The following is a 12,450-nucleotide window of genomic DNA, read 5'->3' as shown; positions in this document are numbered from 1 at the left end:
ATTAAGTTCACCACAATTATGACTTCTATACATTGTTATTTGTTTTTTGCAAAAGTATAATAATTTTAAATTTTATTTTAGTTTAACAATTAATAATCTTAACAAATTTTTGTATTTTATTTTTTTATTCTGTTATATTTACACTTTATAAATTAAATTTTTCAAAATGACAAACCACAATACATTTTTATTAAGCGTTGTAGCAGGTGTTTTTTCTTTAACAGCTAGTGCTCAAGTTAAATTTTCAGCTAAAATTGTAAATAAACCAACAGATACCATATATGTAAAATCAAGAGGTTTTAGCCAAATGATTGTGGCAGATAAAAAAGGCGATTTTAACGCAACTTTCAAAGTAACAGATGGGATGTTTAAACTTGAAGTTGATGAGCAATATGCAGATTTATATTTAACAAATACTTCAGATTTACAAGTTTCTTTGGATTATAAAGATTTTGACAATACCATTTCTTTTAAAGGAAAAGGCGCAAAAGAAAACACGTTTTTAGCAGCTGAAATGCTAAAACAAGCAGATCAAACTGCTTTTGAACCTATGATGAAAGCAGAAAATTTAGAAACTTTAACTGCGGAAGTGGCCAAATATAAAGAAACTGTTTTTGCAGCATTACCTAAAGATTTAGACGCTGGTTTTGTAGCTAAATATAAAGGAGATGTTGAAAAAGGTATGAAAGGTATGATTGATTATCTTTCTGCAGGTTTTGAATTAAAAAAATTAAACGGAACGGCTTCACCAACTTTTAAATATGAAAATCATAAAGGTGGTGTTACGTCTTTAGAAGATTTAAAAGGAAAATTTGTATATGTAGATGTATGGGCAACTTGGTGTGGACCTTGTCGTCAAGAAATTCCTTTTTTACAAAAAACTGAAGCGGCTTATCATGGTAAAAATATCGAATTTGTAAGTATTTCAATAGATGAGCAAAAAAATCACGACAAATGGAGCAAATTTGTTACCGAGAAAAACTTAGGAGGTATTCAATTATTAGCGGATAAAGATTGGAAATCAGATTTTGTACAAGGATATAAAATCGAGGGAATTCCAAGATTCATTTTAATTAGTCCTGAAGGAAAAATTGTAAATGCAGATGCACCAAGACCTTCGTCACCTGAATTGGTAACTTTGTTAGATTCTTTGGTAAAATAAAATTTTTTAAAAACTGCTTACGGGCAGTTTTTTTATGATTAATACCTTTTTATATGAAAATTATTAGCAATAAGTTTTATACTTTTGCAGTGCTAAAAAAATAAATGTAAAGATTATGAAAGTAGCCGTTGTTGGAGCCACTGGAATGGTGGGAGAAGTAATGCTTCAAATTTTAAAAGAGAGAAATTTTCCAGTTACAGAATTAATTCCTGTTGCTTCAGAAAAATCTGTTGGTAAAGAAATTGAGTTTAACGGTAAAACATATAAAGTTGTAGGTTTACAAACTGCAGTAGATATGAAAGCTGATATTGCTTTGTTTTCTGCTGGAGGAGAAACTTCTTTAGCTTGGGCGCCAAAATTTGCTGCTGCAGGTACAACAGTTATTGATAATTCTTCGGCTTGGAGAATGGATGAAACTAAGAAATTAGTCGTTCCAGAAATTAATGCCGATATTTTAACTGCAGCCGACAAAATTATTCCAAACGCAAATTGTTCTACGATTCAATTAGTAATGGCTTTAGCACCATTGCACAAAAAATATAAAATCAAACGTATTATCGTTTCTACCTATCAATCTATTACCGGAACAGGAGTAAAAGGGGTACAACAATTAGAAAACGAATATGCTGGTGTTAAGGGCGAAATGGCTTATAAATACCAAATTCATAGAAATGCCATTCCACAATGTGATGTGTTTGAAGAAAACGATTACACGAAAGAAGAAATGAAATTGGTTCGTGAAACCCAAAAAATCTTAAATGACAAAACCATTGGCGTTACGGCTACTGCGGTACGAATTCCGGTAGTTGGCGGTCATAGTGAAGCGGTTAACGTGGAGTTTTATTCAGATTTTGATGTAAATGAAGTTCGTACCCTTTTACACAATACACCTGGAATAACCGTTCAAGATAATTTAGATACATTTACGTATCCGATGCCGTTTTATGCTGAAGGAAAAGATGATGTTTTTGTAGGACGTATTCGAAGAGATGAAAGCCAACCAAATACATTGAATATGTGGATTGTTGCTGATAATTTGCGTAAAGGTGCCGCAACAAATACCGTACAAATTGCAGAATATTTAGTGGCAAATAAATTGGTATAATGCAAAAAAAATATGTAAAATTTAACGTACTGATGGCACTGGCGCTACTTTTCGCCATATGCTATCAGTCGTTACATATTTTTACAGATGAAGCCCATCATTTGAATGATGAGGTTACTCAAGAAAACACTTCTAAAATTTATTTATCAGCTGATAATCATAACGATTGTCCGGTTTGTGATTTTGAATTTGCTGCGTTTTTAGCGGAAGCTGTTTTTACTTATGATTTTATAAATCCCAATCATACATTTCATTATTCTTCTGTTTACGAATCCTTCGTAAAAGAAAATGGATTTTTATATTTTTCCTATCGAGGTCCGCCTGTAGTTTAAGTTTTTTTAAAGTAAATTTAAGCCACTGATTTCATTGATTATTACAGATTTAAAATCGTTTTAATCTTTTAATCTGTGGCAAATAATATTGCAATTTAAATCAATAAAATTTAAACTTATACAAATGAAAAAATATATTTTTCTCATCATATTGATGGGCTTTACCTCTTTGGGCTTTGCTCAAAATGCTATTTCAGGAACAATAAAAAACCAAAATAATGAACCTATTACTAATGTTGAAATTTCAATTTTAGATGGCGTTATTCAATCTACATCCAATGAAAAAGGAGAATTTCAAATCACTAATTTACCCATTGGAAAACTGACGTTGATTTTCAAAAAAGCGAAATTCGAAATCAAATCGCAACAAATTAGTATTGGAAATCAAGACCAAATAAAATTAGATATTGTCTTAGAAAAAGAAGATCATCATATCGATGAAATTTTAATTTCTTCTGTTTTTAATACCACACAAAACGAAAATGTGGTAAAAATTGACCATATTAATTTAAAACAAATACAAAATATGGGTGCCATAAATTTATCGGACGCATTGGCTACAAACCCAGGAGTAAATGTTGTCTCAACTGGAATTTCAATAGGAAAACCTGTAATTAGAGGGTTGAGCGGAAACCGAGTTTTGACATACGCACAAGGCATTCGATTAGAGAATCAACAATTTGGAGAAGAACACGGTTTAGGTTTAAATGCAAACGGACAAGAAAGTGTAGAAATTATAAAAGGACCCGCTTCTTTATTATATGGTTCAGATGCTATGGGCGGTGTTTTGTATTTTAATCCAGAAAAATATGCTACCAATAACAAAACAGAATTTGCTGTAAATCAAGTTGTAAATAGTAACACACAAGGTGTAAATAGTTCGGTAACCTTTAAAAATTCTGTAGATAAATTTAAGTTTTTAGTTCAAAATAATTATTCATCACACGCCGATTACAAACTACCAAATGGTGAATCAGTTGTGAATACGCGTTTCATTGAAAAAGATTTTAAATTAGGAACTTCCTATGTAACCTCTCGTTATGTAGCCGATTTAAGATATAATTATAACGATTTGAATTTGGGTCTACCTGAAGAAGACCTCGAAAATAGTACATTTAGAACGCCTTTATTTCCAAGTCAGAAAATCGAAAATCATTTATTAAGTTTTAACCAGAAATTATATTTTAAAAATTCAAAATTAGAAGCTGTTGCGGGTTATGTTTTTAATGATAGAAAAGAATTGGAAAGCGAAAACTTAACGGCGCTTTATATGAAATTAAAGACTTTTAATTATAATGTAAAGTACTATTTGCCTGATTTTGGAAACCTTAAAACTATTGTTGGATTTCAAGGAATGAATCAAGAAAATAGAAATTTCGGAGAAGAACGATTGATTCCAAATGCAAAAATTGCAGATATTGGTTTCTTTGGAACCTCGCAATACGCATTTCAAAAAAATCTGTTGCAATTTGGTGTTCGATATGATTTCAGAAAAGTAAACATTGAAGAATTTGGAGAAATTGGGGCGGAAGGAGCTTTTCAAAAATTAGATAAAAATTATGAAAGCATCAATGCGTCTTTAGGTTTTAAAAGAAATGTTACGGATAAAATTACGTCAAGAATAAATTTTGCAACAGGTTTTAGAGCACCAAACTTATCCGAACTTTCATCAAATGGCGTACACGAAGGAAGTAACAGATACGAAATTGGTAATTCAAATTTAAAAAACGAACAAAATTTCCAAATTGATTTGAATGTTGATTATAATGCCGAACACTTTGATTTTTTTGCGAACGGATTTTATAATCATATCAACAATTATATTTTTATAGCACCTAATGGAACAATGATTGATGATAATTTCGTGTATGATTATTTACAAAATGATGCTGTTTTATATGGTGGAGAAACTGGAATTCACTTGCATTTACACGAAATCGACTGGTTACATATGTCAAGTAGCTACGAAATGGTTATTGGACAATTAAATACTAATTCTAATTTACCATTATTACCAGCCAATCAATGGAAAAATAATTTTAGAGCGAATTTTGATGTTTCAAAAAACATTAAAAATAGTTTTGTTTTCTTTCAAGCAAATTATACATTTAATCAAAATAGAATTGGAAATTTTGAAACCAAAACCAACGATTATCTATTACTTTCATCAGGAATTGGAACAGATATCCAGTTGAAAAAAGCAACATTTAATCTGTTTCTAACAGCTACCAATTTATTAAATAAACAATATGTAGCTCATTTGTCTCGTTTAAAAACAGATGGAATTAATAATATGGGAAGAAATATAGTTTTAGGTGTAAATTTTAATTTGTAATTAAAATCTATCAAAAAAGAAGGTGTTTTAAAAACTTGATTTTGTCAAACTGAACTCGTTTCAGTTTCTTTAAAAATTTAATTTACAAATATTTATAGATTCCGAAATAAATTCGGAATGACAAAATCAAGTTTTTAAACACCCTCTTTTTATTTATTCAAAGTGAATTTTCTAATGATATAGTTAAATATTTTGTAACCCAATACACGTCTTAAAATTCGCATTATATTGGCATCAAAACCTATTGTGTATCTTCTAAAATTTTTATTTGGTTTTTCGGCAATTTTAAATAATTTTTCAACAATTTGTTGCGGTAAATCTTCGTTTTTACCTGATTTATCCAAAAGCAATTTCGAAATTTTATCCATTAATTTATTGTAAGAAAAAATTTCTGTGGGCGCGCATTTGGTCACGTTCTTTTGAAATGAAGTTGGTGCATTGCCAAATTGTACCGTTGCTACACTGATATTAAAATCTACCAATTCATAAGCCATACATTCGGAGAAACTTTCTACTGCTTGTTTGGTCGAATGATAAAAATTACCAAGTGGCAAATTTACTAAGCCTGCAACAGAAGTAATATTTATAAATTGTCCATATTTTTGTTGTCTAAATGACGGAATAAAAGCACGGCACACTTTTACAACTCCAAGCCAATTTACATTTACAATCGTATCAATTTTGGTGTCTTCAGAAAGTTCTACAAAACTTCTGTAGCCCATTCCTGCATTATTAATAATCGTATCAATTTTAGGATGATTATCCAAAATAATTTTTGTAGCCGATGCTATGCTTTCCGAAGAAGTAACATCCATTTCGTAACAAAAAATCGAAGGAAAATCTTTAAAATCTTCGCCTTCAGAAGGATGAAGTAACGTAGCAATAACGGTCCAGTTATTTTTAGCGAAATATAATGCAGTTTGTTTGCCAATTCCTCCACCAGCACCAGTTATTAAGACTGTTTTCATATTAGTTTCATATTAATATTTTAATTTTGTCATTAAAATATAGCGGGCAATTTTGCTTTGTTTTCGACTAATGTAGGCAGAACCATTTGGACTAAATCTTCTTGGGTTTGGTAAAATTGCTGCAATTCCGGCGGCTTGCATTCGTGTTAAACTTTTGCAATCTCTTTTGTACCAATGTTGTGTAGCGGCTTCAGCGCCATAAATACCATCGCCCATTTCAATACTGTTTAGGTAGACTTCAAGTATGCGTTGCTTGCCCCAAACTAATTCAATTAATACGGTATAATAAGCTTCTAATGCTTTTCTGAAATAACTTCTTCCTTGCCAAAGAAATACATTTTTAGCAGTTTGTTGTGTAATAGTACTTCCGCCTTTTAGTTTTTTACCTTTAAAATTTCCCACAGCCGCTTTTTGCATCGCAGAAAAATCCAATCCATAATGTTCAAAAAATCTGCCATCTTCACTGGCAATAACCGCTTTTTGTAGGTTTTTAGAAATGTCTTCTATGGGTACCCAATGGTGTTTGGTTTCAATGTTTTTCCCTGCAGATTTATTTTCAAAATACCTGATTACCATAAGTGGTGTGTAGGGCACGGGAACAAATTTATAAAGTACCACAAAAAACAAACTAACGATATTGAACCATATAAATAGTTTCCAAAAGAAACGCATTATATGACTGAAAAATCCTTTTTTTCCAGTGCTTTTAGGTTTTATTGTTGTTTTGTTTATTGCCATTTTATACTAAATCTGCTACTTCTTTTCCAATTAAACTTCCTATAGCTACGCCCATTCCGCCCATTCTAACACCACAATATACATTATTGCTTACTTGTTGAACAATTGGTTTTTTCGAATTTCCTATTCCCATAATGCCGCTCCATCTATGTTCAACTTCGAAAGGGGTATCAGGCAAAATTACATTTTTTAACAAATTTTCCAAGTGATTTTGAATTTTTTCACTGGTTTCTAATGAAGTAGTAGTTTCGCCATCAAAATCTAAGTTTCTTCCGCCACCCAACAGAATTCGGTTATTGATATTTCTAAAATACGAATACCCTTTGTCTAAATGAAAAGTACCTTTGATATGTAAATCAGCAATTGGTTTGGTAATTAAAACTTGGGCTCTTGCGGGTTTTACTTGATTTTTAGTTAAATCGGAAGCAAAACCATTTGTAGTAAAAATTAGTTTTTTGGTTTTAAAACTGACTTCATTTGTTACGACTTCAATTTCATCATTCAATTCCTGATATTGAGAAACAGTTTGATTGTTTAGAATTAAAATATCGTGTAGTGCTGCTTTTTTTAATAGAGCTTGCATCATATTTCCGGTGTCAATTTGACCTTCAAAAGCATTAAAAATCAAATGTTCAAACGTGTTTTTAAACTGAAAAGTATTGTTTGCTTTGGTATACACATCCGATTTAAATAACGTTCGAACGATGTCGTTTATAAAAGGAATTTTTGATAGGCAATCATTATAAAATGCTTCGTCTTCTTTCAGAAACAACTCGAAGCCACCTAAAGGTTGATAATCAATCGCAGCATCACCTAAGTTTTTTCGAAGCAGTTGCAAACCAGCATATCTTTTTTGAATCAATTGAATAACTTCTTCTTCGGTATGTGTTTTTAAATCGTCAATAATTTCGGAAACGCTTCCAAAACAAGCAAAACCAGCATTTTTGGTACTGGCGCCTTGAGGCAAAGTCCCTTTTTCTAAAAGTATAATTTTAGCTTTTGGAAACCGTTCTCTTAACCGAATAGCAGCATGTAAACCAACAATTCCGCTACCTACTATGGTAAAATCCACGTTGGAGAACCAATTTTTTATTTCCCAATAGCTTAGTTGCATATTTTAGTTTCTATAAATTAGCTTAATTTACGCATCACCAGATCCATCTATTTTCCCTAATTTTCTCGCTTTAATTGCTTTCATTACTAAAGGGAATGTAGTTACAGCCACTAAAATTAGTATGATTTTTTCGATGTGGTGTTTTAAATCAATATCAAATTTTTCTAAAAATAAACCGTATAAATAATGTCCTGCATACACCAAAATAAACGACCATAAAATAGAACTTAATATATTATACAACATGAATTTGCTTTTTTTCATATGCACAATCCCAGCAATAATAGGAACAAAAGTTCTTACAATGGGTAAAAAACGTGCAAAAACGATAGCAATTCCGCCATGCTTTTGAAAGAAGCTTTCAGAGTGGTACAAATATTTTTTCTTAAAGAAAAAACCATCTTCTTTTTGATATAAGTTTTTCCCATACACCGAACCAAACCAATAGCCGAAAATATTACCAATTATCCCTGAAAGGGCAATTAATGTGGCAATCACAAAAACAGGCGAATACCCTTGAGGTAAAAAAGTTAAAGGTTGCGCTAATGCTTCACAATAAATCCCTGATAAAAACAGCAAACTATCACCCGGAAGAAAAAAGCCTATAAACAAACCGGTTTCGGCAAATACAATAAACAAAACCATATAAATTCCGATAGGAACACCACCTAATTCAAGGTTTATGTAAAATTCGGGATTAAAAAGCTGGGTCCATGTAAATTCTTTATCAATTTCTTGGGCTTGTAATACTACGTTTAATTTTAATTTTTCAAGTAGGTCTATGATGATTTTCATGGGTTTCAATTTTATTTTTATAGCAAGAATTAATATTAACTCCCGATTTCTTGTGTGGTTTCGTGTTTAGATTCCCATTTATCAATTGCAGCTGTTGAAAGCGCGTTTCCTAATACGTTCGTCATACTTCTGGCCATATCGCAAAAATGGTCAATTGGCAAAATCAAAGCAATTCCTTCAGGTGGAATGCCAAACATAGCACAAGTAGCCACTACTACAATTAACGAGGCTCTTGGCACACCTGCAACCCCTTTACTCGTAAGCATCAACACCAAAAGCATCGTAAGCTGTTCAGGTAAACTCATTTCTATGCCATATACTTGCGCAATAAAAATACTGGCAAATGTCATGTACATCATACTTCCGTCAAGGTTAAAAGAATAACCCAGCGGCAATGTGAAAGACACAATTTTTGGTTGACACCCAAATCGTTCTAATTCTTCTACCATTTTTGGAAAAACAGCTTCAGAACTTGTGGTAGAAAAGGCAATTAATAAAGGACTTTTAATACGTTGTAACAATACAAACAAACGTTTTCCTAAGATGATATAACCAACAGTCAAAAGGATTAACCAAAGTAATAGTATTCCCACTAAAAACGCACCTAAATATTTGGCGTAAAGCGTAAATACTTCAAAGCCGTGTTTTGCTATAGCGCTTGCTACAGCACCTAAAACCCCTAATGGTGCCGTCCACATAATAAAAGTAACCATTTTTAAGATGACATGTGAAACCGAATCTAATAATTTAAGAATGGGTTTGGCTTCTTTCTTACTAAATGCCGCTAAAGCCACACCAAATAAGATAGAAAAAATTACTATTTGTAAAATTTCGTTAGTGGCTAGTGCTTCAAATAAACTTTTTGGAATAACATGTTTTACAAATTCTTCTAATGAAAATCCTTTTGAGTTTTCTAACAATTCAGAAGCACTGGAAGCATCATCTAATTTAATTGTGGTTCCTTTTCCAGGTTCGAAAAAATTCACTAAAACCATTCCTAATAACAAGGAAATTAAGGAAGCAGAAATAAACCAAGCCATGGCTTTTCCACCCACGCGTCCTACCATTTTCATATCACCCATTTTGGCAATTCCAACTACTAAAGTAGAAAACACTAAGGGCGCAATTATCATTTGAACCAATCGTATGAAAATGGTTCCAAGAAGTTTTATATTTTTTGAGAAGGAGTCAATGGCTTCAGGAAACTGATAATGTACAATTCCACCTAATGCAACACCAATAATCAACGAAATGATAATTAATATAAAGAGTTTATTGTTTTTCATTTTTCATTTTTATTTTAGACCGTGAAAATAGTTATATTTTTTCAAAAAAGTGCTACTTTTAACCTCGTTTTAAATTTTAACAGTATGAAAAAATATATTTTTCTCATTTTCAGTGTACTAAGTATGAGTTCAAATGCGCAACAAATGATGACGCCAGAAAAGTTATGGCAATTAGGTAGAGTCACACCAATAGGGATTTCAAAAGACGGAAAGTCGCTAATTTACAAAGTGGGCACGCCAAATATTCAAGAAAATAAAATAGTTTCTAAATATTATTCTGTTCCTGTTGAAGGAGGAAATCCGGTTGCTTTAGATAAAATTGAAGGTTTAGTTGCAGACAAAAGTATTTCGCCAAACGGACAAGAATACATAAGTGTGCAACAAGTAAAAGTTGAAAAAATTTTAGGATCCGACTTATATCCAAGTTTAACAAAAACGTCAGCACAAGTATATGAAGGTTTAGATTATCGTCATTGGGATACTTGGAATGATGGCACGCACAATCATTTATTTGTAGGATTACTTGGTAAACCAAATGAAAAAGTACTTGGGCCTATTGATATTATGCCAAATGAACCTTATGATGCACCTCAAAAACCTTTTGGTGGTGATGAAGATTATGTTTGGTCACCAGATGGAAATAAAATCATTTATGTATGTAAGAAAAAAGCAGGAACAGCCTACGCAACAAGTACAAATACAGATTTATATGAGTACGATGTAGCAACAAAAATCACAAAAAATCTTACGGAGAAAAATTTAGGTTACGATACACATCCAACCTTTTCACCTCGAGGCGAACTAAGTTGGTTGCAAATGAAACGCGATGGTTTTGAAGCAGATAAAAATGACATTATCGTAAGAGTTCAAGGTTTTGATGTCAATTTAACTGCCAATTGGGACGGAACTGTTGATAGTTTTGTATGGGCAAAAGAAGGAAATAAAGTCTATTTTATTGCACCAGTGTTAGGAACAAAACAACTTTTTGAAGTAAATCATGTTGGGTTAACGAAAATGTTTCCTGTTGTTACGCAACTTACAGATGGCGATTTTGATATAAATAGCATCGTTGGTTTTTCAGGAACTTCCGTTTTAGTGACTAAAACCACCCATAATATGGCAACAGAAGTGTTTTCGTGCGATTTAAAAAAGAAATCTTGGAAACAAATTACGCACGTAAATGACGAGTTTTATTCGAAAATACCAGAATGTACTTCCGTAAAACGTTGGGTAACCACAACTGATGGCAAAAAAATGTTGGTTTGGGTAATTTTACCTCCAAATTTCGATAAAACAAAAAAATACCCAACTCTCTTATATTGTCAAGGAGGTCCTCAGAGTGCCTTAACGCAATATTATTCTTTCCGTTGGAATTTTCAACTTATGGCATCACAAGGATATATTGTTGTAGCGCCAAATAGAAGAGGTATGCCAGGTCACGGCGTAGAATGGAACGAACAAATTTCTGGAGATTGGGGCGGACAAGTTATGGACGATTATTTATCAGCCATTGACAATATTTCAAAAGAATCGTATGTAGATAAAACCAGAATTGGTGCTGTTGGTGCGAGTTATGGCGGTTATTCGGTATTTCAATTAGCTGGAATTCATAAAAACAGATTTAAAACTTTTATTTCGCATTGCGGGATTTTCAATACAGAAAGTATGTACGGAACCACAGAAGAAGTATTCTTTACAAACTGGGATTCGGGTGGCGCATATTGGGAAAAAGACAATAAAATCGCACAGAAAACATATAACGAATTCAATCCAATTAAGTTGGTAAACAATTGGAATACACCGATTTTAATTATTCAAGGTGGAAAAGATTACCGTGTGCCAATAGGTCAAGGACAAGAAGCTTTTCAAGCAGCACAATTAAAAGGAATAAAAAGTAAATTTTTACTATTTCCAGATGAAAATCATTGGGTGTTACAACCTCAAAATGCTTTAGTTTGGCAAAGTGAATTTTTTAAATGGTTGAAAGAGACGTTGTAATAATATGCCAATTAGGAAATGTGTCAATTAGTCAATTATAAAAATTAATTTCAGACCTAACAGGTTTCAAAAAGCTGTTAGGTCTTTTTGAAAAAACAATCAGATTTGTTAATTTGAAAATGTTTAATTTAATTAATTTAGGATGAAAAAATTATTATTATTTTGCTTTTTATTTTTAGTATTTACTCTAAAGTTAAATGCTCAGGATAAATATTTAGAATTAATTAAAAATCAAACGGGTCGAACTTTAAAAATTAAAGAAGACAAAAGAGTAGTTGTAAAAACGAAAGACAGAAAAAGATTCGTTGGTAAAATTAAATTCGTTGATTCACTTCATATTCAAATTGAAAATAGTGTAATACATTTAGATTCTGTTTCCTTTATTAAGAAAAGGTCAACTGTCGGAATTATTTCAAGGTCTGTTTCAATGTATGTCGGAAGTAATTTATTTGCCATAGGGATTATTGCTCTTCCAACAGGAATTGGGGTTATTATTTCTGTAGTGGTTTTGCCACCGTCAATTCCATTATTAATATATGCCATCAATTCAAATAAAAGAAGAAGTGAAACGTGGAAATATAAAATTGTTTTTAAATAAATAAATTCAGACCTGACAG

At 31.8% G+C, this 12,450-nt stretch carries 11 protein-coding genes; 6 read left to right on the top strand and 5 right to left on the bottom strand.

Going from position 1 to position 12,450, the window contains the following annotated elements:
- Window positions 1-166: 166 nt before the first annotated feature.
- From ACIQ16_RS07780 to ACIQ16_RS07765, 4 genes are all read left to right on the top strand, one after another.
- Window positions 167-1,162 carry a TlpA family protein disulfide reductase gene (locus ACIQ16_RS07780; protein WP_396150279.1) on the top strand — a complete coding sequence of 332 codons (996 nt, stop codon included), beginning with the start codon at window positions 167-169 and terminating at the stop codon, window positions 1,160-1,162.
- A gap of 115 nt (window positions 1,163-1,277) precedes the next feature.
- The gene (locus tag ACIQ16_RS07775) at window positions 1,278-2,267 is read left to right on the top strand and encodes an aspartate-semialdehyde dehydrogenase (RefSeq protein WP_396150277.1); all 990 of its coding nucleotides are present in this window, start codon (window positions 1,278-1,280) and stop codon (window positions 2,265-2,267) included.
- Window positions 2,267-2,599, top strand: coding sequence for a hypothetical protein (locus ACIQ16_RS07770; RefSeq protein ID WP_396150275.1), 333 nt, complete (start codon window positions 2,267-2,269; stop codon window positions 2,597-2,599). Before ACIQ16_RS07775 ends, ACIQ16_RS07770 begins: the two co-directional genes overlap by 1 nt.
- Window positions 2,600-2,723: 124 nt before the next feature.
- A complete protein-coding gene (locus ACIQ16_RS07765) occupies window positions 2,724-4,934 on the top strand; it encodes a TonB-dependent receptor domain-containing protein (protein WP_396150273.1) in 2,211 nt (736 codons plus the stop codon).
- Between the two features lie 149 nt (window positions 4,935-5,083).
- Here the strand turns inward: ACIQ16_RS07765 and ACIQ16_RS07760 are convergent, their stop codons facing one another.
- Genes ACIQ16_RS07760 through ACIQ16_RS07740 form a run of 5 tightly spaced genes read right to left on the bottom strand, consistent with a single transcriptional unit; the run spans window position 5,084 to window position 9,835 of the window.
- Window positions 5,084-5,902: an SDR family NAD(P)-dependent oxidoreductase gene (locus tag ACIQ16_RS07760; RefSeq protein WP_396150271.1), complete on the bottom strand. Its 819-nt coding sequence runs from the start codon at window positions 5,900-5,902 to the stop codon at window positions 5,084-5,086.
- A 12-nt stretch (window positions 5,903-5,914) separates the two neighbouring features.
- Entirely contained in the window at window positions 5,915-6,640 is a 726-nt protein-coding gene (gene mtgA / locus ACIQ16_RS07755) for a monofunctional biosynthetic peptidoglycan transglycosylase (protein WP_396150269.1), read from the bottom strand.
- A gap of 1 nt (window position 6,641) precedes the next feature.
- On the bottom strand, window positions 6,642-7,754 hold the full coding sequence (locus ACIQ16_RS07750) for an NAD(P)/FAD-dependent oxidoreductase (RefSeq protein WP_396150267.1): 1,113 nt from the start codon (window positions 7,752-7,754) through the stop codon (window positions 6,642-6,644).
- 27 nt (window positions 7,755-7,781) lie between these two features.
- Window positions 7,782-8,549, bottom strand: a complete 768-nt coding sequence (locus tag ACIQ16_RS07745; RefSeq protein WP_396150265.1) for a DedA family protein — start codon at window positions 8,547-8,549, stop codon at window positions 7,782-7,784.
- 35 nt (window positions 8,550-8,584) lie between these two features.
- On the bottom strand, window positions 8,585-9,835 hold the full coding sequence (locus ACIQ16_RS07740) for a dicarboxylate/amino acid:cation symporter (protein WP_396150263.1): 1,251 nt from the start codon (window positions 9,833-9,835) through the stop codon (window positions 8,585-8,587).
- Window positions 9,836-9,919: 84 nt separating this feature from the next.
- Between ACIQ16_RS07740 and ACIQ16_RS07735 the strand changes: the two genes are divergently transcribed.
- Together ACIQ16_RS07735 and ACIQ16_RS07730 are read left to right on the top strand one after the other, a co-directional pair.
- Entirely contained in the window at window positions 9,920-11,833 is a 1,914-nt protein-coding gene (locus ACIQ16_RS07735; RefSeq protein WP_396150261.1) for an alpha/beta fold hydrolase, read from the top strand.
- A 142-nt stretch (window positions 11,834-11,975) separates the two neighbouring features.
- Window positions 11,976-12,431, top strand: coding sequence for a hypothetical protein (locus ACIQ16_RS07730; protein WP_396150259.1), 456 nt, complete (start codon window positions 11,976-11,978; stop codon window positions 12,429-12,431).
- Window positions 12,432-12,450 lie beyond the last annotated feature (19 nt).

This window comes from Flavobacterium sp. (assembly GCF_044360715.1).
Classification (GTDB): Bacteria; Bacteroidota; Bacteroidia; order Flavobacteriales; family Flavobacteriaceae; genus Flavobacterium.
Note: the sequence above shows the minus strand (reverse complement) of the source record. Positions and strands in the feature narration are given on the sequence as shown.

Coding starts and splice junctions, on each gene's coding strand:
- ACIQ16_RS07780 (WP_396150279.1), top strand. CDS start 167: ATGACAAACCACAATACATTTTTATTAAGCGTTGTAGCAGGTGTTTTT.
- ACIQ16_RS07775 (WP_396150277.1), top strand. CDS start 1,278: ATGAAAGTAGCCGTTGTTGGAGCCACTGGAATGGTGGGAGAAGTAATG.
- ACIQ16_RS07770 (WP_396150275.1), top strand. CDS start 2,267: ATGCAAAAAAAATATGTAAAATTTAACGTACTGATGGCACTGGCGCTA.
- ACIQ16_RS07765 (WP_396150273.1), top strand. CDS start 2,724: ATGAAAAAATATATTTTTCTCATCATATTGATGGGCTTTACCTCTTTG.
- ACIQ16_RS07760 (WP_396150271.1), bottom strand. CDS start 5,902: ATGAAAACAGTCTTAATAACTGGTGCTGGTGGAGGAATTGGCAAACAA.
- mtgA (WP_396150269.1), bottom strand. CDS start 6,640: ATGGCAATAAACAAAACAACAATAAAACCTAAAAGCACTGGAAAAAAA.
- ACIQ16_RS07750 (WP_396150267.1), bottom strand. CDS start 7,754: ATGCAACTAAGCTATTGGGAAATAAAAAATTGGTTCTCCAACGTGGAT.
- ACIQ16_RS07745 (WP_396150265.1), bottom strand. CDS start 8,549: ATGAAAATCATCATAGACCTACTTGAAAAATTAAAATTAAACGTAGTA.
- ACIQ16_RS07740 (WP_396150263.1), bottom strand. CDS start 9,835: ATGAAAAACAATAAACTCTTTATATTAATTATCATTTCGTTGATTATT.
- ACIQ16_RS07735 (WP_396150261.1), top strand. CDS start 9,920: ATGAAAAAATATATTTTTCTCATTTTCAGTGTACTAAGTATGAGTTCA.
- ACIQ16_RS07730 (WP_396150259.1), top strand. CDS start 11,976: ATGAAAAAATTATTATTATTTTGCTTTTTATTTTTAGTATTTACTCTA.